This window comes from Streptomyces sp. NPDC050535 (assembly GCF_044457665.1).
GTDB lineage: Bacteria > Actinomycetota > Actinomycetes > Streptomycetales > Streptomycetaceae > Streptomyces.
Genome location: NZ_JBITHE010000012.1, coordinates 216042 through 240605, shown reverse-complemented (window position 1 = coordinate 240605; position 24564 = coordinate 216042). Strand labels below are relative to the sequence as shown.

Here is a 24564-nt window from a genome sequence, read left to right as displayed (position 1 = left end):
AGAGCCTTCGTACACCTGCGGTTTCCCGCTTCGTATACAACGGTTAAGAATGCACAAAAGGACCCGGGGGCTTCTCTGCCCGAGTCCTCTGCCCGTCAGAATAGCCCACATGAGCTCAGGTCCGGCAGGTCAAGTCACGGGATCTTCCCTTCGTCCATCCCTTGAGACGGCCCGGCGCACCCCTTCGCGGAGGTTTCTGCGCACGGTCGACGACGTCACGATCGATGCGGATTACACCCCTGGAACGCGGCCGTCCGGTGACCTGGCGATCGTCGTCGCGCACGGTTTCACGGGCGATCTGGACCGCCCGCACGTGCGCCGCGCGGCTGCCGCCCTGTCCGGGAAAGCGGCGGTCGTCACGTTCTCCTTCCGAGGTCACGGCAGATCCGGCGGCCGCTCCACCGTCGGCGACCGCGAGATCCACGATCTGGCGGCCGCGGTGGCCTGGGCGCGGGAGCTGGGCCACCGCCGGGTGGTGACCGTCGGCTTCTCGATGGGCGGATCCGTGGTGCTGCGGCACGCGGCGCTGTACGGCGCGGGGGGGCAGGAGCACGGGGGGCGTACGGAAGCGCGTACGGACGCGGTGGTCTCGGTGAGCGCACCGGCCCGTTGGTACTACCGGGGCACGGCCCCTATGCGGCGCGTGCACTGGCTGGTAACCCAGCCGATGGGCCGCGCCGTCACCCGCTGCTATCTGCGCACCCGGATCCACGGCCGCGGCTGGAACCCGGTCCCCGCCTCCCCGGTCGAAACGGTCCCGATGATCGCGCCCACCCCGCTGCTGATCGTCCACGGGGACATCGACGGCTACTTCCCCGTCGACCACCCGCGGATGCTGGCCGAGGCGGCCGAGGGGCACGCCGAACTCTGGCTGGAGCGGGGGATGGGCCACGCCGAGCACGCGGCCGGCGACGAGCTGCTGGCCCGCATCGGGGAATGGGCCGCCGCCCACGCGGGCTAGCCTGGCCGTGTTCACAGCGACCATCGACCGACGACTGACTGAGGAACGTGATGGCAAAGGGCACGGTGCGTTACTGGGCCGCGGCCAAGTCCGCCGCCGGCGTCGCGGAGGAGCCGTACGAGGCCGAGACCCTCGCGGAGGCACTCGACACGGCCCGCGAGCGACACCCCGGCGAGCTCGTCCGCGTCCTGCGGCGATGCTCGTTCCTCATCGACGGTGACCCCGTGGGTACCCGCGGGCATGAGACGGTACGGCTGGCCGAGGGCGGCACGGTCGAGGTGCTCCCGCCGTTCGCAGGAGGGTGAGCGAGAGACGATGAGCAACCAGCCGTACGAGCCGCGGTACGAGGGCTACGACCCCTACCAGCAGCCTCCCCAGCATCAGCAGCCCCCGCCGCAGCCCGACTGGCAGCAGCACACCCAGCAGTGGGAGGGGCAGACCTGGGAGACCCAGACCCACGCCCCCGTCACACCGGCGGACACGGCGTATCTGCCGCCGCAGGGATACCAACAGGCGTACGGCGAGCCGCAGGGCCAGGGCTACGGGGAATCGCAGGGCCAGGTCTACCGGGAGCCGCAGGGGCAGGGCTATGGGGAGCCGCAGGGGTACGGGTACGCGGCCGCGCCGGCGGCGCAGCCGCTCCCGCAGGAGACCGCGGGCGCCGAGGGCTGGGCCCGCGCCCCGCAGCCGCCGCAGACGGAGGGGCACGCCCCCGCCGCCGAGAGCGGTCCCGGCTACGGGCCCCCGACCATCACCGGCAACGCCCGCGTCACCGACGCCCAGCGCGCCCGCGCCGAGGGCCGGTCGCCCGTCATCGAACCCGGGATCCAGCCCGCCGCGCTCACCGCGCTGCTCGGGCTGCTGCTCTCCGGCACGGCGGCGGTCGGGGAGTACGCCCTCGTCGTACCCCTCGTACTGCTCCAGGCCGTCACCGCGGCCGGCTGGTTCCGCCTGAACGGGATGTGGCCGGCCAGGCAGGGCATCGCGCTGGCGTTCGCGGGCGCGCTGACAGCGGACGTGGTGCTGCTCGTCGCGGGCCGGGAGAACGCGCCCGCCGCGATCCTCGGCACCCTCGGGGTGTGGGTGCTGCTCACCCTGGTGCTCCAGCTCCGCAGTCACGCCGACGCGGACACCCGGATGTCCGGGCTGATGGCGACCGTCGCCTCGGCGGCCCTCGCGATCGTCGCGGCCGGGTACCTGGCCGCCGAGCCGGACGCGGTGACGGTGGGCGCCGCGGCGGTCGCCGTCGCGGTCCTCGCCCGCGCGCTGCCGCTGCCCACGGCGGCCTCCGTGGTGGTGGCGCTGCTGGCCGCCACGGGCGCCGGGATCGCGGTCGGCGGGATGACGGACATCGGTACGCGGGGCGCCTTCATCGGACTCGGCGCGGCGGTCTGCGCGCTGATCGGCCACCGGGTCGCCAGCTACGACTACCCGTCCCGCTTCGTCCACTTCACCGCGGGCGTGGCCCTTCCGCTGGCCACCGCGGCCCCGGCCGTCTACCTGCTGGGGCGCGCCTTCGGCTGATGGATCCGAGGGAGCCCGGGTGACCGGCTGTTCGTCACAGCTGATCGACAACTGTTCGAAATGACGCCCGGGTTGGACGATGCTCAAGGTTAGGCTCGGCGGTTGGCGGCCACTCCGGCCGTCACGGGGGTCGTCGTGGCTCGTCGTGACCAGGTCGAGGTTGGGGAAACAGCCAGCATGCGCGCACTGCGAATATTTCTGATCTTCGCCGTCATCCTGGGCGGTCTGTTCGTCATCGCGGACCGGGTGGCGGTCGGTTTCGCGGAGGACGAGGCGGCGGACCGGATCAGGACCAACGAGGGCCTGGCCACCACGCCCGACGTCTCCATCGAGGGCTTCCCCTTCCTCACACAGGCCCTTGGCGGCGAGCTGGACGACGTGAGGATCGGCATCAAGGACTACGAGGCGACGACGAGCGGCTCGAACGACGCTGTCAGCACCATCCGCATCGAGGACCTCAACGCCGAGATGCACGGCGTCGTCTTCAGCAGTGGCTACAGTTCCGCGACCGCCACCACGGCCACCGGCACGGCGAACATCTCGTACGCCGAGCTGCTCAAGGCCGCGAAGTCCGAGACCACGGAGATCACGAGCGGCGTCACCGCCCAGGTCACCGGCCTCTCCGACGGCGGCAACGGCAAGATCAAGGTCACCGTCGAGGCGACCGTCCTGGGCACCAAGCTGCCCCAGCCGATCTCCGTGCTCAGCTCGGTCAGCGTCGAGGGCGACACGGTGAAGGTGCACGCCGACACGCTGCCGAACCTGGGCGTCGCCCTCGCCGAGAACGCGGTCCGCTCGATCACCGACTTCGAGCAGAAGATCGACGAACTGCCCGGCGGCATCCAGCTCGACAAGGTCGAGGCGGCCCGGAGCGGCGTCGACATCTCGGTGAAGGGTTCGGACATCAGGCTGGTCGGGTAAGAGCGCCACCGGGCCGGAGGGGTTCGGGGCTTTCGAGGTTCACGTGGCCTAGGTGGCCTACGAGGCGAGAGGGCCCGCGGGCTTCGGCGCCGGAGAGTCCGCGGGCTTCCCCGGTGGAGGTGCCCGGCGCCGTCGGGGCCCGGGCGTCGGTCCGAAGGGCGAGACGCCCCGTCCGTCCAGTAGATGGGCCGACGGGGACAGAGCGGGCACAGGTGCCCGGAAGCCGTACGGGAGTGGCCTCCCCGCTCTCCTGTTCCCACATTGCGGACGATCGCGTCTCAGCATTCGACACGTCGGTGACATTCCCGGCTGTCCGTCCCTACGATCGACGACATGCAGTGCAATTTGAGCGTCCTCCGGTCGCGGGGACAGGCGGATTTCACGAAGCGGCGGGCAGTGGACCTGTGCCGCGTCGCCGCCATGCTCTGTCGCACTTTCTGAGCGGAAGCGTCTTTTCTTCCGCGAGCCGGGCCCTTCGACCTCTCGCGTCAGGGCCACCCCCGCGCCGCCCGGCCGTCATCGGCACGGCCGCGCACCCCTCTCCCAACGCACGCCCCGCCGCACCTGCCCCGGAGGAGAACGAGCATGAGCCGCAGTGACGTCCTGGTAGACGCCGACTGGGTCCAGGACCACCTGGACGACCCCAGCGTGGCCATCGTCGAGGTCGACGAGGACACGTCCGCGTACGAGAAGAACCACATCAGGAACGCCATCCGGATCGACTGGACGAAGGACCTCCAGGACCCGGTCCGCCGCGACTTCGTCGACCAGGAGGGCTTCGAGAAGCTCCTGTCGTCCAAGGGCATCGGCAACGACACCCTCGTCGTGCTCTACGGCGGCAACAACAACTGGTTCGCGTCGTACGCCTACTGGTACTTCAAGCTGTACGGCCACGACAACGTGAAGCTCCTGGACGGCGGCCGCAAGAAGTGGGAGCTCGACTCCCGCGACCTGGTCGTCGAGGTGCCCGAGCGCGCCGCGACCGACTACAAGGCCAAGGCCCAGAACACCGCGATCCGTGCCTTCCGTGACGACGTCGTGGCGGCCATCGGTTCGCAGAACCTGGTCGACGTGCGCTCGCCCGACGAGTTCAGCGGCAAGCTGCTCGCGCCGGCCCACCTGCCGCAGGAGCAGTCGCAGCGTCCGGGCCACGTCCCGTCCGCCCGCAACATCCCGTGGTCGAAGAACGCCAACGACGACGGCACCTTCAAGTCGGACGACGAGCTCAAGGAGCTCTACGCCGACGAGCAGGTCGACCTGGCCAAGGACACCATCGCGTACTGCCGCATCGGTGAGCGTTCCGCGCTCACCTGGTTCGTGCTGCACGAGCTCCTCGGCGTCGAGAACGTCAAGAACTACGACGGTTCATGGACCGAGTACGGCTCCCTCGTCGGGGTGCCGATCGAGCTCGGCGCCAACAAGTAATCGACTGGAACGCCAAGTCAAGGCCTGAAGGACGGAAACGAAATATGTGTGGAGCGAAGGCCGGCGGTCCCGACGCCTCGACGATCAAGCCCGGTGAGACCACGATCCAGGGCCACGTGACCCGCGACGGCGAGCCCGTCACCGGTTACGTCCGGCTCCTGGACTCGACCGGTGAGTTCACCGCGGAGGTCCCGACCTCCGCGACGGGCCAGTTCCGCTTCTACGCGGCCGAGGGCACCTGGACCGTACGGGCCCTGGTCCCCGGAGGCACCGCGGACCGCACGGTCGTCGCTCAGACGGGCGGCCTCGCCGAGGTCGCCATCGCCGTCTGACGGCACACCTGAGTGGCCAAGGGCCGCACCCCCGGGGGTTGGACGCTTTCCGGATCGGGGTGCGGCCCTTCGGCGTGCCCCGGTCCGGGTCACCGCGGCCGCGGCGGGCCTACGCTGGAGGTATGTACGCACGACGGCGGCACGTCTACTTCGCGATGATGGGGACGTGTATCGGGCTGTTCATCCTGGCGTGGGGAGTCGTACGGATCTGGTCGGTCCCCGTGGCCGTCGGGATGTGTGTGGTGGCGATGGTGATCCCGCCGCTGGCCGCGATCATGGCCAACCGCCGGGGCCCCGACGACCGCTGGTGGGACGACCCCTCGGGCGATCCCAAGTCCGACGACTGGTGGGACGAGCTGGACGGGAAGAAGCGGCCACGGTAGGAAGGCGGGCATGTCGCCCACCAGGCTGTCGACCGTCGTGCTGGACGCCCACGACGCGCACGTGCTGGCCGATTTCTACCTGCGCCTGCTCGGGTACGTGGTGCGGGCCGAGGAGCCCGGCTGGGTGCTCACCGGGCCGCCCGGCGGAGGGACCGGCCTGGCCTTCCAGACCGAGCCGGAGTACGTCCCGCCCGTCTGGCCCGGCCGCGGGCCGGGCGAGCAGCAGATGATGCTGCACCTCGACATCGAGGTCGACGACCTGGCGGGCGAGGTCGCACGAGCCCTGCGTGAGGGGGCCACGCTCGCCGAATACCAGCCGCAGGACGACGTACGGGTCCTGCTGGACCCCGCCGGGCACCCCTTCTGTCTCTGGGTGCCCGCCGCGCGGTAGAGCTCCGGGCGCCCGCCGCTCAGTAGACCAGCGCCTGCGTCCCGTCCCCCATCGCCTCCTGGACGAACACCTGCGCGCCCGCGATCCGTACGCCCTCCAGGACGTCCTTCTCCGCGATGTCGCGCCGGGCCGCGCACTGCGTGCACAGGGTGACGCGGCCGCCCGCCAGGATCGAGTCGATCAGGTCGGGCAGCGGCGCCGCGTGCGGCAGGTCGAACTCCGCGGCCCGGCCCGGCAGCGCGAACCACGCGGATTCGCCGGTCAGCCACAGGGACACCTCGACCCCGCTGGCCACGGCCACCGCCGCGACCGTGAACGCCTGCGAGCATCGCTCGGGGGCGTCGGCCCCCGCGGTCACCTTGATCACGAGCTTCTTCGCCATGCCCGAATGGTAGTCGGGGGCAGGTCCGAATCGTGATCAACTTCCGTGCAACCCAAGGCGTTGGCCATGGGTCTCCTGTGCGCGCGGATAGAGAATCCGTCGCTGCCCGTTCTGTGGGGGGACGTGTTGGAAGTCTCGGAAGAATCCGAAAGACCCGAGGTATCTGAGAGACCCGAGGTATCTGAAATACCTGAGGTGCTTGAGAAGCCCGAGGTGCCTGAAGCGCGCGTGCGTCGACGGGGGCGTACGACTCTGTTGATCGGCACCGCCGCCGTGCTCGGGCTCGTCGCCGGTACGTGCGCCGGGTTCCTGGTCCAGGCCGACCGGGAGCCCACCAAGCTGCCGTCGCTCTCGCAGCCGGTGCTCGCGCAGGCCAGGGGTGAGGAGCCCGAGCCCCTGTCGGCCGCGCAGGACCGCCGGGTGAAGACCGACGGTGACCTGCGCAAGCTGCTGCTGAAGAAGCCGGCCGGATTGAAAGAGGCCGACTGGGTCGAGGGCGCCGACGGCTGGGTGGACCTGGCCGGTTACGCCGACGCCTTCGATGAGCCGGGCGCGATATTCGGCGACCTCGTCGGCGCGGAGTTCCGCCGGCTGGCCACCACCGGCTGGGAGGTCAGCAGCACCTACGGCGTGCAGATCCGGCTGGTCCAATTCCGGCAGGAGGAGGGCCTCGGCGCTGCCGAACGCACCAACAGCGAGCAGTACTGGGCCGAGAACGAGGACACCGACAGCTGGCCGATCCCGGGTACCGGGGAAGGCATGGTGTACGTCCACAACAAGCCCGAGACCAAGCCCGGCTATCTGCCGCAGTACTTCGCGGAGGCGTCCGCCTGGCGCGGAGACATCGCCGTCGAGATCTACGTGTGGGACACCAAGCCGATCCCCAAGGCGAAGATCATGGACCTGGCCGAGCGGCAGATGGGGCGGCTGTGAGCGAGAACGAGAACCGGAGCGAGCCGGCCGAGACCGTGGTGCTCACCGAGCCGCAGCCGCAGCCGCAGCCGCAGCCGCAGCCGCAGCCGGAGCCGGCCGAGCCGACGGACGTCGTGAAGTCCGCCGAACAGCCGCCGCCGGTCCCGCCCGTCAAGAAGCCCGTCCGCCGCGGCCGTATCGCCGCCGTGGCCGGATGCGTCCTGCTGACCGGGGCCGTCGTCGCCGGTGTCGGCTACACCGTCGTGACCGTGGACGAGGCCGACCGGGACGCCGGCGCTCCCGTCTGGACGTTCCCGAAGGAGGCCGCCGACGACAAGAAGGCGGCGAGCTCGACCGGGCTGGCGGCGATGCTCGTGCCGTACGGGCAGGACGGCTGGTATCGCGGGCCCGACATCGGAGAGCAGGGCTACGACGCCCAGCTCAGCGGTGCCCAGGCCACGGCCCTGCGCAAGGAGGCGCTGAGCGACCTGCCCCGCTCGCAGCGCAAGCAGTTGGAGAAGGAGATCGACAAGCAGCGCGTACAGGGCATGGCGATGCGCAGCTACATCAGTGCGGAAGCCAGTGCCCTCAGCGAGAACGAGGGCATCTACACGGTGAGCGTCACGCTGGTCCAGATGGACAACAAGACGGCCGTCCGGGACATATCGACGTTCCAGAACGAGTTCTTCGACGCCCTGGACATCTTTCGCAAGGGGCCGGCGATCAAGGGCTACAAGAACGCCCAGTGCTACCTGCCGCCCAAGGACGCCGACGAGGACCTCGACGCGATGTACTGCTCCGCCTACGTGGGAGACGTCCTGGTCACCGCCTCGGCGGACGGGGCCAAGCCACTCGACACCAAGGGCGTCGCGATGCTGCTGAGCGCGCAGCTCGACCGCATCGCGGAGCCCGGGGAGGCGGTATGACGACCGAGCAGAGCGGGCGGGTCGAGCAGAGCGAACAGGTCGAGCCGCCGACGCCGGTCGGGGATCAGCCGCGGGCTGAGGCGCGGGCTGAGGCGCGGACTCCCCTGCCGCCCATGCCCGAGGCACCCCCCGAGGCACCCCCCGAGGCGCCCGCCGCAGTGCCCGCCGAGCCCGTACCGCCGGTCCCGCCCGTCCCGCCCGTCCCGCCCGTCACCAAGGACCGCCGGGTCCTCCGCGCCGTCCTGCGCTGGACCGCGGCCGTCGTGGTGTTCGCGGCGGTCGGTACGTCGGCGGCGTACGGCGTCACCCGGATGGAGCGGACCGACGTACCGGGCCTGGCGACCGAGACGGACGGGCGCTGGGAGTATCCGACGATCAGCAGGCCGCCGCTTCCCTCCGGCAGCCCGGGCCCGTTCGCCGAGGCGAACAGGGCCGGCACCCACTACGCCGACCTGCGAAAGCTCCTGCTCCCCGCCCCGGAGGGCGCGAAGGCGGACGCGGCGCTGCGCGGCGAGGACGGCTGGCTGGCGACGAAGACCTTCCTGGCGGAGTACGCCACGAAGTACGACCGGGAGACCGTCGGGCAGCTGCTGACGGACTACGGTCTGCGGCACATCGCGGCGCGCGGCTGGACGACGCCGGACGGTACGCACACGCGGATCTACCTGCTGCGGTTCGGCACCGCGGCCGTGGCCGACGAACTGGTGTCCAGCGAACTCGTCAGCTACAACTCCCCGGTGCACGCGGCGCGCGGCGCCGAAGCGGTCGAGGCGTACGCGGGGTTCGCGGAGGACGTCCAGGTCGCCGACGTCACGCGTTACCCGTTCGTGGAGACCAAGCCCTACGGACCCGAGCAGGTCCGGCAGGCCTACCTCTCGGCCGGGGACACCGTCGCCGTGGTCCTGCAGTCCCGCAAGGGCAGTGCGAGGGCGCTGCCCTTCCAGCAGACGGTGACTCTGCAGAGCCAGCTCCTCGGCTGAACCGCCAGGGCGCACCTCGCAGAGAAGGCCGGGCCCCACCCGACTAGAGTGGGGCCCGGCCATGTACCGCCTTCACCGCGTCACCCGAGGAGCACCCCGTGCTTGAGGCATTCTTCGAAGCCCTGCTGGTTCTGGTCTGCGTCGGCGTTCTCGCCTTCGCCGGGCTGACCGTGAAGAAGCTGTACCAGGGCCAGCGCTGACCGCCACAAGGAAAAGCTGCTCATGATCGAGATCCCGTCCGACCTGCACAAGGACCTGCTCCCGCTTGCCTTCCTGCTCGGCAACTGGGCAGGCGCGGGTGTCCACGACTTCCCCGGCTCCGAGAAGTGCAACTTCGGGCAGGAGGTCACCTTCACCCATGACGGGCGGGACTTCCTGGAGTACCACTCGCACACCTGGGTGCTCGACGCCGACGGGAACAAGGTCCGGCCCCTGGAGACCGAGTCCGGCTTCTGGCGGATCGACGCCAACCGCAAGGTCGAGGTCGTCATGACCCGCGACGACGGTGTCGTGGAGATCTGGTACGGCGACCTTGCCGCCAAGCAGCCGCAGGTCGACCTGGTCACGGACGCCGTGGCGCGCACCGCCGCGTCGGGCCCGTACACCGGTGGCAAGCGGCTGTACGGATACGTGAAGAGCGACCTCATGTGGGTCGGCGAGAAGCAGACCCCCGAGGTCGAGCTGCGCCCCTACATGTCCGCGCACCTGAAGAAGGTCGTCACCCCGGAGGACGTCGAGCGCTGGGCCAAGGCCCTCCCGGACGACATGCCGGACGACGGGATCACGTTCTTCAAGTAGGCACCCGCCCGGGACCGGCTTCGGACGGTCCCGGCCGGCACGAACACCTCCCGCGCGGACGACAGATCCCGACCCGCGGGCGGCGGCCTACACTGGGCCGCGTGGTGAGCACCGACTGGAAGAGCGATCTGCGGCAGCGCGGTTACCGGCTGACTCCGCAGCGGCAACTCGTGCTCGAAGCGGTGGACACGCTGGAGCACGCCACCCCTGACGACATCCTGGTCGAAGTGCGCAAAACGGCGTCGGGGGTGAACATCTCGACGGTCTACCGGACCCTGGAGCTCCTCGAGGAGCTCGCCCTGGTCAGTCACGCGCACCTGGGGCACGGCGCCCCCACGTACCACCTGGCCGACCGGCACCACCACATCCACCTGGTGTGCCGGGAGTGCAAGAACGTCATCGAGGCCGACACCTCGGTCGCCGCCGAGTTCACCGCGAAGCTCCGCACGGCCTTCGGTTTCGAGACGGACATGAAGCACTTCGCGATCTTCGGCCTCTGTGAGGACTGCTCGCTCAAGAACTCAAGCACCAAGTCGTAGGCTGGGCGTATGAAGAGCCCTCTGCTGTCCCTGCCCGGCGCCGTCTCGGCCGAGGGTGTGGACGAAGGTGTCGCAGCCCACTACGGAGACCTGTTCCGCGAGCAGCGTGCCCTCGCCGACGGCGCCGGCTTCGTGGACCTCTCACACCGCGGTGTCGTCACCGTCACCGGGGACGACCGGCTCACCTGGCTGCACCTGCTGCTCACCCAGCATGTGACGGACCTCCCGGCGGGCACCGCGACCGAGGCGCTGATCCTGTCCGCGCACGGCCACATCGAGCACGCGCTGTACCTCGTCGACGACGGCACCACCACCTGGGCCCATGTGGAGCCCGGCAGCCAGGACGCGCTGATCGCGTACCTGGAGTCCATGAAGTTCTTCTACCGCGTCGAAGTCGCCGACCGGACCGAGGAGTTCGCGGTCGTGCACCTGCCGGCCGGTTCCATCGCCGAGGTCCCGCAGGACGCCGTCGTTCGCGAGACGCCGTACGGACGTGACCTCTTTCTGCCGCGTACGGAGCTGGAGTCTTACGCGGACAAGAGCGGTCCCGCGGCCGGGCTCCTCGCGTACGAGGCCCTGCGCGTCGAGAGCCACCGGCCGCGGCTCGGGTTCGAGACCGACCACCGCACCATCCCGCACGAGCTGGGCTGGATCGGCAGCGCGGTGCATCTCACGAAGGGCTGCTACCGCGGCCAGGAGACCGTCGCCCGCGTGCAGAACCTGGGCAAGCCCCCGCGCCGGCTCGTCTTCCTCCACCTCGACGGCAGCGAGGTCCATCTCCCGCCGCACGGCACGGAGTTGCGCCGCGCGGACGAGGGCCCCGACGGCCGGAAGATCGGCGTCATCACCACCGCCGTACGCCACCACGAGCTGGGCCCGATCGCCCTGGCGGTCATCAAGCGGAACGTGCCGCTGGACGCGCCGCTGCTCGCGGACACGACGGCGGCGGCGCAGGAAGTCGTGGTCGAGCCGTAGCGGCTACATCTCCAGCAGGACGGTGAACGGGCCGTCGTTCGTCAGTGAGACGCGCATCTGCGCGCCGAACCGGCCCGTCGCCACCGTCGCGCCCAGGGCGCGGAGTTGGGCGACGACCTCGTCGACGAGAGGCTCGGCGACATCGCCTGGGGCGGCCGCGTTCCAGGTGGGGCGGCGGCCCTTGCGGGCGTCGCCGTACAGCGTGAACTGGCTGATGACCAGCAGCGGCGCGTCGATGTCCGAGCAGGACCGCTCCTCGCTCAGCATGCGAACCGACCAGAGTTTTCGGGCGAGTTGGGCCGCCTTCTCCTTGGTGTCCTCGTGCGTGACCCCGACCAGGACGCACAGCCCCTCGCCGCTGATCTCGCCGACCGTCTCGCCCTCGACGACGACGCTCGCGCCGTCCACCCTCTGCACCACCGCACGCATACGGCCCATCATGCCGTGCGCGCGTACGGCGGCCCGGTGCGGGCCCTTCGTGTGATTTCCAGGGTTCGCCAAACCCCCATCCGGGGCCGATCGGGGGCACTCGGTCACATAGCGACCACTCGGGGTGGCACCATGCGGGTGTTGCGGTGCGTTCAGGGGCGCATTCATGGCGCACGCGTGGGACGGACCGCGCCGGTCGAGGGGACGGTAGAGGCACATGAGCACACCGAGTACGGGGCAGCCGCCCGGGGTCGTCTCACTGACCCGTACGAGCCCACGGGTGGGACGGACGACGGAAGGGGTGGGAGTGACCACAGTGGCGGGCCGGCCTCCGGTGCAGCGCACCGAGAGCCGCCCGCCGGCCGCGGCCGACCTGGCCGTGCTGCGGCTGCCCGAACTGCGTGTGCTGCGCCGGGACGCCCAGCGGGACGAGGCCGACCTCAGCTATGTGCGGCGGCTCCTCCAGGGGCGCATCGACATCCTGCGGGCCGAGCTGGCGCGCCGCGGCGGACTGCGGACACCCGGGGCGGGCCAGCCGCGGGTCGTCGGGGCCGGGGAGCCGTCGGTCGTCGAGCGGCTCTCGGAGATCCTCACGGACGCACCCGCCCGGCACCGTTCCTCGGCCCGCCATGTGACGGTGGGCACCCCGTACGGCGAGGAGTACCGGCGGCTGGCCTCCGACATGCTCTCCGAGGTGGAACTGTCGGACCTCGGCGCCCGGACGGACGAGGAGCTGGGCGCGGGAATGGGACGGCTCGTACGGTACGAGCGGCAGGTCTCCCTGCGGCGCCAGCAGCTCCAGCGCACGGCCGACGACTGCAGCGCGGAGATCGCCCGCAGGTACCGTGAGGGCGAAGCGCAAGTAGACGATCTGCTCATGTGACCCGCCGGAGTGAGCCGCCGGAGTGACCTGCCCGTGTGACCTGCCTGTGTGACGGACCCGGTGCCGCGCCGCGGTCGCGACGGCAGTGGCCCGGCGAGGTCTCCCGGCGCGGCCTTCTGGTGCGGCCTCCTGGGCGGGTCCCGTCACGGAAGGCCACCGCCCATGTCCGGCGCCGCCCGTACCGACTCCGCCGTACCGCCCGCGACACCCCCCGTCCTCGCCGAGGTCGTACGCTCCGGCCTCGTCGAGAGCCGCCACCGGGGCAGCCTGGTCCTGCTGGCCGCGGACGGGTCGGTCGAGTCGGCGCTCGGTGATCCCGCCGTACCGGTGTTCCCCCGCTCGTCGAACAAGCCCATGCAGGCGGCGGGCGTACTGGGGGCGGGGCTCGACCTCACCGGCGAGCGCCTCGCCCTCGCCGCCGCGAGCCACTCCGGAGAGATCTTCCACCGTGACCTCGTACGGAAGATGCTGGACGAACACGGACTGACGGCCGCCCGGCTCCAGTGCCCGCCGGACCTGCCGCTGGACCCCGTGGAGGCGGAGACCTACCTCGCGGCGGGCGCCGTACGGGACCGGGTCGCCATGAACTGCTCCGGCAAGCACACCGCGATGCTGGCCGCCTGCGTACGGGCGGGCTGGCCCCTCGACTCCTACCTGGACCCCGGGCACCCCCTCCAGCGGATCATCCGCTCCGTGGTCGAGGAGGCGGCCGGGGAGCCCGTCGCCGCGGTGGGTACGGACGGCTGCGGGGCACCGCTGCTCGCGATCACCCTGACCGGCCTGGCCCGCGCCTTCCGCTCCTTCGTCCTCGCGGCCCCCGGCTCGGCGGAGCGCCGCGTCGCCGACGCGATGCGCGCCCACCCCGAGTACGTCGCCGGCACCCGCCGCCCCGACACCTGGCTGATGCGCGAGGTGCCGGGTGCCCTCTCCAAGATGGGCGCGGAGGCCGTCCAGGCGGTCGCCCTGCCGGACGGGCGGGCGGTCGCCTTCAAGATCGAGGACGGCGGGGGACGGGCGCTGCGGCCGGTGCTGGCACGGGCGTTGGAGCTGCTGGGAGTGGACGCGCCGGTGGTGTCGCGGATCGGGCGGGTGCCGGTGACGGGAGGAGGGAGAGAGGTGGGGGAGGTGCGGGTGGTGTTCTGAGGGCGATCTTCCAGCCCGTCCGGCGTTCGAGGACGAGGCCGTTCAGGCCGAAGCGGGGGTCCGGGGGCGCAGCCCCCTGGGACGGGACGGGCAGGGGTGGAGGGGGCGAGAAAATGCCCGCGACACCCCCGCCGTCGTACACCTAGCGTGGCCCTCATGACCCTCCGCGACTCCATCGACGTACGAGCGATCACCAAGGACGAGATCCCGGAGTGGATCCGCGCCCTGAACACCGGTTTTCTGCGTCCTCCCACCGTGTCGGAGCAGGAGATCGCGGACCGGAGTTCGTACGTCGTCCTGGAGCGGACCCTCGGCGCGTTCGACGACGGGCGCTGTGTCGCGACCTTCCGGTCGTTCCCGCAGGAGCTCACCGCGGTGGGCGGCGCCCTTGTCCCGGCGAACGCGATCTCGAACGTCACCGTCACGCCCACGCACCGCCGCCGGGGCATCCTCTCCCGCATGATGGCGACGGACCTCGCGGCGGCGAAGGAGCGGGGCGACGTGGTGGCGACGCTGATCGCCGCCGAGTACCCGATCTACGGCCGGTACGGCTTCGGCCCCGCCGCCTCCACCGCCGAGTGGATCGTCGACGTCCCCAGGACGGGCCTGGACCCCCGCTGGTCGGGCCCGGCCGACGGCGGCCGGATCGACCTCGTCGACGGCGAGGACGTCCGCAAGACCGGCCCCGAACTGCACGAGAGGCTCCGGCGCGGCCAGCCCGGCGCGGTGAGCCGCGACGAGCGCTGGTGGCTGCTGAACACCGGTGCGCCGGAGGTGACTTCGGGTTCCTGGACCGAGCCGTACTACGCCGTGTACCGCTCGGCGGCCGGTGAGGTCGAGGGTCTGGTCTCCTACGAGTCGGACGACAAGTGGGACGACAAGCGGCCGCACAACACGGCGGACGTGAACTGGCTGATCGCGGTGACGCCGACGGCCGAGCGCGCCCTGTGGCACTACCTCTGCTCCATCGACTGGATCACCAAGGTCAAGACGGGCTGGCGGGCCCCCGACGACCTGCTGCCACTCCTGCTGCCCGACCCGCGCGCCGCCCGGCTGACCACCCAGGCGGACTTGCTGTGGGTGCGGATCCTGGATGTCGTACGGGCTCTGGAGGCGCGTACGTACGCGGGTTCGGGGACGCTCGTGCTGGAGGTGACGGACCGGGACGGGCTGTCCGCCGGACGCTACCTGCTGGAGGCGGGACCGGACGGGGCGTCCTGTGCGCCGACCACGCTGGACGCCGAACTCACGCTGGATGTCGGTGAGTTGGGGCGGCTCTGGCTGGGTGACGAGTCGGTGGTGCGGCTGGTGGCGCTGGGTCTTGTCCGGGAAGAACGAGCGGGCGCCGGCTCCGTGGCCGACGCCCTGCTGCGCACGTCCAGGCGACCTTGGTGCCCGGACATCTTCTGATCGGGTGCGGCCGTGCTCCTTCCGTGCGGGTGGTGGCTGTTGATCCGTAGCTGTAGCTGTAGCTATTGAGTTGTGGTTGTGGGTGGTGCTGACCGACCGGGCTCCCGGCTCCCCTCCGGAGGGGAGCCCCGTCGGCCGGACTGTCCAGGCGGTCGTGCCCGATCAGCCGGACTGGGCGAGCAGCATCACGATGATCACAGCTCCGATGCCGCTGAGCATGGTGTTCTTGGCCTTGATGCCGATGGTCAGCGCGACGAACGCGATGATGCCCATCGGCCCGTACTTCCACTGGATGAGCTGTTCGAATCCAATGGCGAGGGCGGCGACGACGAGGGCGACGAACGGCATGACGGCCCCTCCTTGGGGACAGGGAGGCGGACCTCCGCTGGTAACCGCTGGGAACCGTCCACCTGGTCGACACCTGCGACCCTGGCGGCCAACCCCCCGAAAGCTTGACCATGTTGCTCAAGTTGGTGACCAACTCAATGCTAGTTATCTCCGCGTTGGGTCGACTCATAACCACCTATCCGGTAACTGCCCAAAGATGGCGGGAAGTTGTAGGGTTTGGTCGTGGACCCGGAATATGCCGCCGCCAACGGGCGGAGCAGGTCGCCACGCCGGCTGACATCGCATCGCGAGGTGGCCGACGAGCTGCGCAGCCGGATCAGGTCCGGTGAGCTGCGGGCCGGCCAGCGCATGCCCACGCAGGCCAAGCTGGCGGACGAGTTCGGCGTCGAGCGCGGGGCGGTACGACAGGCGCTGCGCATCCTCCAGTCGGAGCGGCTTCTCGTCAACGTGTCCAAGGGGAGCCCGGCGACCGTCGCGGACGACCTGGGAATGGCTCTGACCGGGCCCGGAGCCGCTCCGCGGCCCACCACGGTGGCACTCGGCGCGCGGATAACGGAAGCCTTCGCGGCCTCTCATGTGGAGATCGACGCGCTGTGCCTGACGTCGATCTCACTCACCCTCGCCGTGGGCGAGCCGCTCCGTCAGATCCACGCCGAGCGCATAAAACCGGCCAGGATCGATGTCCGCGTCCTGCTCCCCAGCAGTGACATCCCGCTCGCCTTTCCGGCCGCGGTGGACACGTCGGCCGACGGCCGGTTCGGCGACGAGCGGCTCCAGCGGAACTGGCTGGCCAACCGCAACGCGCAGGGCCAGGTGCTGCGGCACAACCTGCTCGCGCTGCGCGCCACGCACGGCATAGAGGTCAACGTCACCTTCCGCGCGCTCCCCTTCACGCCGCCCGTGAAGCTGTACCTGCTCAACGGGACCGAGGCGCTCTTCGCGTACTACACCCTCGCCAGGCGCGAGGAGGAGATCGACCACGTGAACCTGGAGATGTACGACGTACAGGGCACCCAGTCCATGCTGTTCCCCTTCGTACTGGGGGCCGGGATGCGGGAGACCACGTTCGTCGAGCAGTCCCACCTGTGGTTCAACGCGCTGTGGGAGACCATCAGCTCGGAGCTGGTGCTCACGAGCTGAGGCCTCCTGGGCGGGGGTGTACTCGGTCGGCCGTGCGCATCGGACGACCGCGGGTCAGAGGGCGGGGCCCGCGACCATCAGGGCGAGGACGACCGCCCCGATCGAGCTGCACATGGGGTTCTTCGCCTTGATTCCGATGGTGAGCAGCAGCAGTCCGACGATGCCCGCCGGGCCGTAGTGCCATTGGACGAGCTGCTCGAAGCCGACGACGAAGACGGCGGAGACGAGGGCGATGAGAGGCATGGTGGTTCCTCCTGGTGACTCCTGGGTGGCGATCGATAGGGGAAGCAAAACTTCCGCCAACTTGGGTTAGTTGGCAACCAACTATGATTAAGTTGTCCCCACTTGGCTGGTACTCATAAACAACTTTCAAACAACTCCCCATAGATGGAGAGGAGTTGTAGCGTTTGGTCGTGACCCAGGAGAACGTGGCAGTGAACGGCGGCAGAAGACTCTCGTCCCAGGAGATCGCCGACGCCCTGCGGGACCGGATCCGTGCCGGGGACCTCAGGGCGGGCGACCGCCTGCCCACCCAGGCGGAGCTGGCGGAGGAGTTCGGCGTCGAGCGCGGCACCGTCCGCCAGGCCCTGAGCTCACTCCAGAGCGACGGCCTCCTCAGCAACACCGGGCGGGGGAGCCCGCCGCGGATCGCGGACGTGTCGCCCGCGCGCGACGAACCCCAGCCGACGATGGTGGGGCTCGCGCCGCGCCTCGCCGAGGCGTTCGCGACTCCGCACGTCCGCGTGGACGCGGCCTGCCTCACCGCGGAGACCCTGATGCTGGCCCTCGGCGAACCGGTGCGCCTGATCCACGAGGGCAGCATCCGGCCGGAGTCGATCGACGTCCGTATCCTGCTGCCCTCCCGGGACATCACCCTGGCGTTCCCGGTCCCGGTGGAGGGCCGCAGCGACGGGGACCCGGTGCACAAGCGCTGGCTCGACCAGCGCAACGCCCAGGGCCACGTCCTGCGCCACAACCTCCAGACCCTGCGCCGCTCGCACGGCATCGACGTCCGGGTGACCTTCCGCGCCCTGCCGTTCACGCCCCCGGTGAAGCTGTATCTGCTCAACGGGTCGGAGGCGCTGATCGCGTATTACATGATCACCAGGCGCGAGGAGCAGGTGGACGCCGGCGGAGTCCTCGACATGTACGACGCCCTCGGCTCCGCGTCCCTCCTCTTCTCCTTCGAGAAACAGGCCGGTCATCGCGACGCCTCGTTCGTGGAGGAATCCCAGAAGTGGTTCGACGCCCTCTGGGAAACCATCACCACGGACCTGACACTCTCCTAGTGACTCCTGACGCAGCGCAGACTGAACCGGTGGCGACAGAGACAGAGAACCTCCGGGAAGTGATCGGACGTGCCCGCTTCGTGCTCTTCGACTTCGACGGGCCGATCTGCCGGCTCTTCGCGGGGCACTCGGCGGAGGACGTGGCGAGGAACCTGGTGGACTGGCTGGAGGGCCAGGGGCTGCGGGGGTTGCTGACCGAGGAGGAACGGGTCCATCCCGACCCGCATGTCGTGCTCCGCGTGGTCAACAAGCGGCATCCGCACAGCGACCTGGTGGCCGAGCTCGAGGGACTGCTCACCCAGCACGAGCTCAAGGCAGTGCCCTCCGCCTGGCCGACCGCGTACGCCGACCCGCTGATCCGGACGTGGACCGCCATCGGCGTGCGCCTCGCGGTGGCGACCAACAACTCGCCTCGTGTGGTCGCGAGTTACCTGAACAGCCGAGGCCTTTCCGAGTGCTTCGCCTCCCATGTCTACGGTCGCACCCGCAACCTGGACCACCTCAAGCCGAACCCGCACTGCCTCAACCGGGCCCTGAACGCCATGGGAGCCGCCCCGTCGGCCGCCCTCATGATCGGCGACACCCCCTCGGACTTCCTCGCCGCCCAGGAGGCCGGGGTTCCGTTCCTCGGCTACGCGCGTAACGCCGGCAAGGAGCAGCTGCTGCGGGATGTCGGCGCCGAGCACGTGGTCCCGTCGATGGAGCTGTTGCTGCGGGTGCTCCGGGGTCAGCTCTGAAGCTGGAGGGTGAGCAGGAGGAAGAGAAAGGCCGCCCATCCGGCCAGCCGCGGCTGCCCCGTCCGTATGCCCACCAGCGCCGCGGTCAGCAGGACCAGTCCCGCGAACCCGAGCTTCGAGTGCACCAACTGGGCTGTGCCGAACTCAACTGCGGCACCCACTAGTTGGAAGATGACCATGTCCCCACCCCGTCCACTTCACTGAATCGATCAACTAGCCGTCCAACTGCCCTTCCAATTGGACTGGTTGTCTTGAGTTGGATGTGCCCTGTCGGCCTGATCCCTTAACCCGCAGGCGACTTGCAGGTCCGGTGACCGGCAAATCCGGCCACCAATTGACCGGAAGCAGTTTGGTCGGCGGGCGGGAGCGGTACGGTCGCGATGTGAGCGAAGAGCGCGGCGACGGAGTCGGTACCGAGTGGGAGCGCGTCCTGATGGAGCTGCGCACCCGCATAGCGGATGGTGCCTACCCGCTGTCGTCCCAGCTTCCGCCGCAGCGTGAACTCGCCGATGAGTTCGGGGTCTCTCGCGACACCGTGCAGCGCGTCATGCGCGAGCTGAGCAGTGAAGGCTGGGTCAAGTCCCGCCAGGGCAGCGGCTCCCGGGTGGTGAAGAGGCCGACCCACGCGGGGACGCCGAAGCAGGACGCACCCCGGGTGCGCGCGTCCCTGGGCACCTTCATCGCCCGTGCTTTCGCCCAACCGGTCGTGCAATTGGACGTGTTCACCCTCACGTCGGAGTCCCTGGACGCCCACATCCGGTTGCAGTCCGAGCACATCCGCCTCGGGGACATCAGACCCGAGCGGATCGAGCTGCGCATGCTGCTGCCCTCGGAGTCGCTCGAACTGCCCTATCCGCGGGCGAAGTCGCCGGAGGAGCCCGGACAGCTGGGCCAGTTGCAGGACCGGCTCCGCGCCATCACCCGCCGGCACACGGTCTCCCTGCGCACCGCCCTGCGCGACCTGCACACGGAGGGCCTGGTCCCGTCCGTACAGGTGGAGATCCGGCATGTGCCGCTGACCCCGGCCTTCAAGCTGTACCTGCGCCCGGGCGCGGAGGCGTTGTTCGGGCCGTACGAAATAGTGGAGCGCACCATCCTGCTGGACGACGGCACCGAGGTCGAGGCGCAGGACGTACTCGGCCTGGGGTCGACGCTGACCCGGCACGTCAACGACGAGGGTGACTCGGGCTCCCCGGGATCTGTGTTCATGGAGAGCATGCAGGCCTGGTTCGACTCCTGCTGGGAACTGCTCGCGGAGCGGGACTGAAGTCCGGTCGGAGTCCAGCGGGCTTCGACCGGCGGGCGGCCCGCAAGTGGTATCTCTCTCAGGTATCGAATGCGGGAGTCCGCTCGTCCGCGTACGGGCGCGGGCATAAGGTGTGCTCACTTCTCTCGCTACGCATGAACATCAGTGGCGACGCACGTTTATCCAGGAGTGCACGTTGGGCAAGCCCATGCCTGATCCGCTTGATCCAGAAGAAGCGGCGGACGCGGCGTATCTCCGGTTCGTGCGGTACGCCAAGGCGTTGGGTTCCTTCGGCCGTGGCCACCACAACCTGAACTACATGGTGCGCCCGCTCACCAAGGACGACCGGCGGCTCGTGGCCGGGGAGGACGGGCAGCCGGTCACCGTACGGGAGTCGATTCCCTCGGCACTGCCCGTGGTCATCAGGACCTGGCAGGACGAGGCGGCGATCCTCGACACGATCCGGGGCGTGCTCCCGCACGTTCCCCGGTGCCTGGTCAAGCGATCGGACCTGACCGTCCTCAGCTATGTGGAGGGCGTGCCGCTTTCCAGCATCTGCCCGAACGGCAAGCCGGTCGACCCCGACCTGATCGCGGCTCTCGCGGGCCTCCTCGCGGACATGACGCAGGTGCGCAGACAGCATCTGCCCCCGCTGCCGCAGTCCTGGCCCCGCTCCAGCAGGAACAGCAGGGCCTTTCTGCTGGCGCTGGCGTCCGCCGCGGAGGAGCAGATCCGGCAGCGCAACTGGGCCGAGTTCGGTGGTCTGTTCGCGATGCTGGGCATTCCGAAGGACGCGATGGTGAAGTTCGCGGAACGGGTGCCGGCGCTCATCAGGCGCCCCTTCAGCCTGCTGCACACGGACCTTCACCGGGACAACGTGATCGTCTCCTATCACGGTGCCCCGCCCCTGATCTGCGTCGACTGGGAGCTGGCCTCCTTCGGTGACCCGCTGCACGACCTCGCCACGCACCTGGTGCGGATGCAGTACCCCGACTACCAGTGGCCGGAGGTGATCGAGGCATGGAGCAAGGCCATGGGCGAGCGGCGCAGCAACGCCGTGGACGGCCTCGACCGGGATCTGAAGCACTACCTCGCCTTCGAGCGCGCCCAGTCCGTCTACCCGGACGTGATGCGTGCCGCCACCTCGCTCGGTGACTCCTTCGGGCAGCGGGACCTGGACGCGGCGGCGCAGGCCGTGCGGCGGGCCCTGATCGCGGCCGAGGAGCCGCTGCGGCTCAAGAAGGTGCCGGAGGAGAGCGAGATCGGGCGCATCCTCTTCCGGTGGAACGAGTCGCACGGGGTGAAGGCCGGCAGTGAAAAATCGATCAACCAGATCGTCTGGACCCGCGACCTCCGGGTACCGTTCCATCCGCAGTTTCCCGCGGAGGCCGTGAGCGAGGCGCTGTTCCAGGAGGGAGCGGCCGCCGCCGACCGTGTCTTCAAGGGGACAGCGCATCTCAACACAGCCGTCCGCGTGCCCGGCGTCCCGTTTCCGGTCATGGTCCGCCGGAAGGTGGGCTCGGCGAATCCCCGGGAACGCAGGTTCCTCAACGAGCACGCCGTCCTGAGGGCGATCGAGCGGTCGGACGTCGGTGTGCGTGCCCCGCGGGTGCTGGCCCTGGGTGTCAGCGGCCTGAGGGATCCTTTCACCATCCACTCCTACGAGGGGCCGCTGGACGGCTTCAGCCCTCCGGAGCACCCCGAGAACGGACTGCGGCCGCACGAGGCGGACGATCTCGTGAACCAGCTCGCCGCTCTGACGCACGTCGACTGCGAAGAGCTGGATCCCGGGATGAACGGTCTGGAGTTCTACTGGGAGTTGCAGTACGAGCTGGTCCGCATGGTGAACGAACTGCCCAAGGCCACCATGGAGGTGGCACGCGAACTCGGGCTGCCCAGCAGTTCCCGGCTGCTCGAGATCCTCGGCCGCCACACGCTGGTCCCGCGTCGTCCGGTGCTCCTGCACGGTGATCTCAACCCATGGAACCTGGTGCGCCGGGAGGAGGGCGGCCTGGTCCTCATCGACTGGGAGATGGCGATGGTCGGCGACCCGCTGTACGACCTGGTCCGCCACATGCATCTCACCCCGACCCTCCGCGAGATCAGCGACCGGCTGTTCGTCCGCTGGCACCGCCTGCTGCCGGAGGACTGCACGAAGGGCTGGCGCGAGGACTGGCGTGTGTACCGGTGGATGGAGGTCGTCCGCTCCGCCTACGTGGACCTGGACCGTCTCGTGACGGGTGACAGCCTGGAGGCTCCCAACGTCCGCAGGGCGGTCGACACCTATGCGATGACCCTGGCCGCGGCCACCGCCGCGCTGGGGATCCGCGAGAAGTGGAAGGCACCGGCGAACCCCTATCTTGCCCGTGCGCTGCTGCCCCGGGACGATGGGGGCCGGCCGACAGCCGAGGTCTCCGCGGACGTCTGAACCTGCCGCCGGGCCCGTACGGGGGAGAAGGGACGGCAGATGCCAAGTGGGGGCGGCAGGGCGGTCGACGGCGGTGTGGCCGCACACCTGAAGCGGTTCCAGGAACGGTACGAGCCCCTGTTCACCAGATTCCTGCTGCTGGCGATCTTCGTCACCGGCATGACCGCCCAGTTCGTGAAGCCCGTGGGAGACGCGCTGGAGGACAAGGCGTTCCTCGGCGGCGCCCTGCTCAGCCTGGTCGGCTATGTGCTGTACGACACGGTCAAGGACCTGGCCATCGGGAGCAGGTGCTGCACGGCCTCTACAACATGGCGAGCTGCGGGCTCTCCTCACACCTCCAACACCACCTTCCCCACCAACCCCCGCCCCTCCACGGCCGCATGCGCGTCCCCCGCCCTCTCCAGCGGGAACACCTCGCCGATCACCGGCCGCAGCCGCCCGGCAGCGGCGTCCGCGAGGGCGGCGGACGTGTAGCGGCGCAGGTCGGCGGGGCCGAACTGGACGTCTCCGATGCCGAAGAGGGTGATGCCCCGGCGGGTGGCCTCCGTGGCGTCGATGGGGGAGAAGCCGCCCGACGACGCACCGTGGGCCGAGAAGCGGCCACCGTCGGCCGCCAACGAGAATGCTGTGGCGCCGAGTTGGCCGCCCACTCCGTCGAGGACCACATCGGCGGCCGGGACCGGTCCGCCGAGGGCGTGCCGGGCGGCCGAGGTCCAGTCGGCGTGCGTGGCGTCGACGGCCGCGTCCGCCCCCAACTCCCTTACCAGGGCGGCCTTCTCCGCGCCCCGGGCGACTCCCACGACACGTGCCCCGCGCGCGTGGGCCAACTGGACCAGCAGCGTGCCCATGCCGCCGGAGGCGCCGAGGACGAGGACGCGGTCGGTGGGGCCGATGCCGGTCAGTTCGAGGAGGCCCGTGGCGGTCACGCCGTCGTGGACCAGGGCCGCGGCCGTGCGGAGGTCGAGGGTGTCCGGTACGACCGTCAAAGCCGAGGCCGCGACCACGGCCCGCTCCGCGTAGCTGCCGGTCACGAAGGCGGTGACCCGGCGGCCCAGCCACTCCTCGGGGACATCCGCACCGAGGGCGGTCACGACACCCGCCACGCCGCCCCCGGGGACGTACGGCGGTGTCACCGGGAAGAAGTCCCGGCCCCAGCCACCCCTGACCTGGGTCTCCACGAAGATCGTGTCCACGTAGGCGACATCGATCACCACCTCGCCGGGCCCCGGGACCGGGTCCGGAATCTCCACCGCCACGAGAACCTCGGGGCCGCCGAACGCCTTCACCTGTGCTGCTCGCATCGCTCACTCCCGGTAAGAGGATTGGTGTCGCGCACTCTTCGGCCTCAAGCGCGGTTGAGGTCAAGCGCGGTCCGCGGCCCCGGTGCGTACGCTCGTGGCATGGCTGAGAGCGGGCTCCGGGAGCGTAAGAAGCAGCGGATGTACGAGGCTGTGTCCGACGTCGCGATCGGGCTCTTTCTGGAGAAGGGCTTCGACAGCGTGTCCGTCGCCGAGGTCGCGGCCGCCGCCGACATCTCCAAGCCGACCCTCTTCCGGTACTTCCCGGCCAAGGAGGATCTGGTCCTGTACCGCTTCGCCGACCACGAGACGGAGGCCGCGCGGGTGGTCGCCGGGCGGCCGGACGGGCGGTCGGTCGCCGATGCCCTCCTTGAGCACTTCCTGGACGGACTCCGTCGTGACGACCCCGTCACCGGACTCAACGACCACCCGGACGTCCTCGCCTTCCACCGGCTGCTGTACGGGACCCCGTCGCTGGCGGCACGGGCGTACGCGTACGTCGAGCGTTCCGAGGCCGCGCTCGCCGAGGCCCTGGGCGGCGACCTCGACGCCCGGCTCGCCGCCGGCCAGATCACCGCCGTACAGCGGGTCCTCGCGCTGGAGAACTGGCGGCGGATCGCCGAGGGGGAGCGCGCGGCGGAGGTGCGGCGGGATGCCGTGGCCGCGGCCCGGCGGGCGTTCGCGGGGCTGGCGGCGGGGTCCGCGAGACTCGCCGACTCCCGGACACTTGGCGTTACCCAGTAAAAAATGTAACTCGGTTACGT

The 24564-nt window shown here is 70.2% G+C and carries 29 protein-coding genes; 23 read left to right on the top strand and 6 right to left on the bottom strand.

Annotation, left to right across the window (positions count from 1 at the left end):
• Window positions 1-109 precede the first annotated feature (109 nt).
• From ACIBLC_RS26285 to ACIBLC_RS26250, 8 genes are all read left to right on the top strand, one after another.
• Window positions 110-961 carry an alpha/beta hydrolase gene (locus tag ACIBLC_RS26285; protein WP_399213637.1) on the top strand — a complete coding sequence of 284 codons (852 nt, stop codon included), beginning with the start codon at window positions 110-112 and terminating at the stop codon, window positions 959-961.
• Between the two features lie 50 nt (window positions 962-1011).
• A complete protein-coding gene (locus tag ACIBLC_RS26280; protein WP_365442982.1) occupies window positions 1012-1266 on the top strand; it encodes a MoaD/ThiS family protein in 255 nt (84 codons plus the stop codon).
• A 10-nt stretch (window positions 1267-1276) separates the two neighbouring features.
• On the top strand, window positions 1277-2485 hold the full coding sequence (locus tag ACIBLC_RS26275) for a hypothetical protein (RefSeq protein ID WP_399213635.1): 1209 nt from the start codon (window positions 1277-1279) through the stop codon (window positions 2483-2485).
• 177 nt (window positions 2486-2662) lie between these two features.
• Window positions 2663-3406 carry a DUF2993 domain-containing protein gene (locus ACIBLC_RS26270; RefSeq protein WP_399213634.1) on the top strand — a complete coding sequence of 248 codons (744 nt, stop codon included), beginning with the start codon at window positions 2663-2665 and terminating at the stop codon, window positions 3404-3406.
• Window positions 3407-3991: 585 nt separating this feature from the next.
• Window positions 3992-4831, top strand: coding sequence for a sulfurtransferase (locus ACIBLC_RS26265; RefSeq protein WP_399213633.1), 840 nt, complete (start codon window positions 3992-3994; stop codon window positions 4829-4831).
• Between the two features lie 44 nt (window positions 4832-4875).
• Complete coding sequence (locus ACIBLC_RS26260; RefSeq protein WP_329300438.1) at window positions 4876-5163, top strand: DUF1416 domain-containing protein; 288 nt, start codon at window positions 4876-4878, stop codon at window positions 5161-5163.
• A gap of 122 nt (window positions 5164-5285) precedes the next feature.
• Complete coding sequence (locus tag ACIBLC_RS26255) at window positions 5286-5546, top strand: DUF3099 domain-containing protein (protein ID WP_399213632.1); 261 nt, start codon at window positions 5286-5288, stop codon at window positions 5544-5546.
• A 10-nt stretch (window positions 5547-5556) separates the two neighbouring features.
• Window positions 5557-5937: a VOC family protein gene (locus ACIBLC_RS26250; RefSeq protein WP_399213631.1), complete on the top strand. Its 381-nt coding sequence runs from the start codon at window positions 5557-5559 to the stop codon at window positions 5935-5937.
• Between the two features lie 19 nt (window positions 5938-5956).
• Here the strand turns inward: ACIBLC_RS26250 and ACIBLC_RS26245 are convergent, their stop codons facing one another.
• A complete protein-coding gene (locus ACIBLC_RS26245) occupies window positions 5957-6319 on the bottom strand; it encodes a DsrE family protein (protein ID WP_399213630.1) in 363 nt (120 codons plus the stop codon).
• A 213-nt stretch (window positions 6320-6532) separates the two neighbouring features.
• On the opposite strand from ACIBLC_RS26245, the gene ACIBLC_RS26240 reads away from it, so the two are divergent.
• The 6 genes from ACIBLC_RS26240 (at window position 6533) to ACIBLC_RS26215 (ending at window position 11449) form a co-directional block, all read left to right on the top strand.
• A complete protein-coding gene (locus tag ACIBLC_RS26240; RefSeq protein WP_399213629.1) occupies window positions 6533-7252 on the top strand; it encodes a hypothetical protein in 720 nt (239 codons plus the stop codon).
• Between the two features lie 113 nt (window positions 7253-7365).
• Entirely contained in the window at window positions 7366-8157 is a 792-nt protein-coding gene (locus ACIBLC_RS26235) for a hypothetical protein (protein ID WP_399213698.1), read from the top strand.
• Complete coding sequence (locus ACIBLC_RS26230) at window positions 8154-9137, top strand: hypothetical protein (protein ID WP_399213628.1); 984 nt, start codon at window positions 8154-8156, stop codon at window positions 9135-9137. Before ACIBLC_RS26235 ends, ACIBLC_RS26230 begins: the two co-directional genes overlap by 4 nt.
• A 222-nt stretch (window positions 9138-9359) precedes the next feature.
• Window positions 9360-9935: an FABP family protein gene (locus ACIBLC_RS26225; RefSeq protein WP_399213627.1), complete on the top strand. Its 576-nt coding sequence runs from the start codon at window positions 9360-9362 to the stop codon at window positions 9933-9935.
• 101 nt (window positions 9936-10036) lie between these two features.
• The gene (locus tag ACIBLC_RS26220; RefSeq protein ID WP_399213626.1) at window positions 10037-10474 is read left to right on the top strand and encodes a Fur family transcriptional regulator; all 438 of its coding nucleotides are present in this window, start codon (window positions 10037-10039) and stop codon (window positions 10472-10474) included.
• A gap of 9 nt (window positions 10475-10483) precedes the next feature.
• Window positions 10484-11449, top strand: a complete 966-nt coding sequence (locus ACIBLC_RS26215; RefSeq protein ID WP_399213625.1) for a YgfZ/GcvT domain-containing protein — start codon at window positions 10484-10486, stop codon at window positions 11447-11449.
• 3 nt (window positions 11450-11452) lie between these two features.
• Here ACIBLC_RS26215 and dtd read toward each other — a convergent pair whose 3' ends face one another.
• A complete protein-coding gene (gene dtd / locus ACIBLC_RS26210; RefSeq protein ID WP_399213697.1) occupies window positions 11453-11878 on the bottom strand; it encodes a D-aminoacyl-tRNA deacylase in 426 nt (141 codons plus the stop codon).
• Window positions 11879-12095: 217 nt separating this feature from the next.
• On the opposite strand from dtd, the gene ACIBLC_RS26205 reads away from it, so the two are divergent.
• From ACIBLC_RS26205 to ACIBLC_RS26195, 3 genes are all read left to right on the top strand, one after another.
• Window positions 12096-12761, top strand: a complete 666-nt coding sequence (locus tag ACIBLC_RS26205; protein WP_399213624.1) for an AmfC protein — start codon at window positions 12096-12098, stop codon at window positions 12759-12761.
• A 162-nt stretch (window positions 12762-12923) separates the two neighbouring features.
• Complete coding sequence (locus tag ACIBLC_RS26200) at window positions 12924-13904, top strand: asparaginase (protein ID WP_399213622.1); 981 nt, start codon at window positions 12924-12926, stop codon at window positions 13902-13904.
• 156 nt (window positions 13905-14060) lie between these two features.
• On the top strand, window positions 14061-15314 hold the full coding sequence (locus tag ACIBLC_RS26195) for a GNAT family N-acetyltransferase (RefSeq protein ID WP_399213621.1): 1254 nt from the start codon (window positions 14061-14063) through the stop codon (window positions 15312-15314).
• Between the two features lie 162 nt (window positions 15315-15476).
• Here ACIBLC_RS26195 and ACIBLC_RS26190 read toward each other — a convergent pair whose 3' ends face one another.
• On the bottom strand, window positions 15477-15662 hold the full coding sequence (locus tag ACIBLC_RS26190; RefSeq protein ID WP_399213620.1) for a hypothetical protein: 186 nt from the start codon (window positions 15660-15662) through the stop codon (window positions 15477-15479).
• A gap of 216 nt (window positions 15663-15878) precedes the next feature.
• Between ACIBLC_RS26190 and ACIBLC_RS26185 the strand changes: the two genes are divergently transcribed.
• Window positions 15879-16802 (top strand): winged helix-turn-helix domain-containing protein, encoded by a 924-nt coding sequence (locus tag ACIBLC_RS26185; protein ID WP_399213619.1) that lies wholly within the window; start codon window positions 15879-15881, stop codon window positions 16800-16802.
• A gap of 54 nt (window positions 16803-16856) precedes the next feature.
• On the opposite strand, the gene ACIBLC_RS26180 is transcribed toward ACIBLC_RS26185, so the two are convergent.
• On the bottom strand, window positions 16857-17045 hold the full coding sequence (locus ACIBLC_RS26180) for a hypothetical protein (RefSeq protein WP_399213618.1): 189 nt from the start codon (window positions 17043-17045) through the stop codon (window positions 16857-16859).
• 164 nt (window positions 17046-17209) lie between these two features.
• Between ACIBLC_RS26180 and ACIBLC_RS26175 the strand changes: the two genes are divergently transcribed.
• Window positions 17210-18091 carry a GntR family transcriptional regulator gene (locus ACIBLC_RS26175; RefSeq protein ID WP_399213617.1) on the top strand — a complete coding sequence of 294 codons (882 nt, stop codon included), beginning with the start codon at window positions 17210-17212 and terminating at the stop codon, window positions 18089-18091.
• Window positions 18040-18828 (top strand): HAD family hydrolase, encoded by a 789-nt coding sequence (locus ACIBLC_RS26170; protein WP_399213616.1) that lies wholly within the window; start codon window positions 18040-18042, stop codon window positions 18826-18828. Before ACIBLC_RS26175 ends, ACIBLC_RS26170 begins: the two co-directional genes overlap by 52 nt.
• Here the strand turns inward: ACIBLC_RS26170 and ACIBLC_RS26165 are convergent.
• Entirely contained in the window at window positions 18819-19007 is a 189-nt protein-coding gene (locus ACIBLC_RS26165; RefSeq protein WP_399213615.1) for a hypothetical protein, read from the bottom strand. The two genes, ACIBLC_RS26170 and ACIBLC_RS26165, sit on opposite strands and share 10 nt — an antisense overlap.
• A 203-nt stretch (window positions 19008-19210) precedes the next feature.
• Here ACIBLC_RS26165 and ACIBLC_RS26160 point away from each other — a divergent pair, with 203 nt between their 5' ends.
• Together ACIBLC_RS26160 and ACIBLC_RS26155 are read left to right on the top strand one after the other, a co-directional pair.
• Window positions 19211-20095: a GntR family transcriptional regulator gene (locus ACIBLC_RS26160; RefSeq protein WP_399213614.1), complete on the top strand. Its 885-nt coding sequence runs from the start codon at window positions 19211-19213 to the stop codon at window positions 20093-20095.
• 187 nt (window positions 20096-20282) lie between these two features.
• Entirely contained in the window at window positions 20283-22502 is a 2220-nt protein-coding gene (locus ACIBLC_RS26155; protein ID WP_399213613.1) for a phosphotransferase, read from the top strand.
• A 329-nt stretch (window positions 22503-22831) separates the two neighbouring features.
• Here ACIBLC_RS26155 and ACIBLC_RS26150 read toward each other — a convergent pair whose 3' ends face one another.
• Window positions 22832-23803, bottom strand: a complete 972-nt coding sequence (locus ACIBLC_RS26150) for a zinc-binding dehydrogenase (RefSeq protein ID WP_399213612.1) — start codon at window positions 23801-23803, stop codon at window positions 22832-22834.
• Window positions 23804-23902: 99 nt separating this feature from the next.
• On the opposite strand from ACIBLC_RS26150, the gene ACIBLC_RS26145 reads away from it, so the two are divergent.
• Window positions 23903-24544, top strand: a complete 642-nt coding sequence (locus tag ACIBLC_RS26145) for a TetR family transcriptional regulator (RefSeq protein ID WP_399213611.1) — start codon at window positions 23903-23905, stop codon at window positions 24542-24544.
• Window positions 24545-24564: the final 20 nt, after the last annotated feature.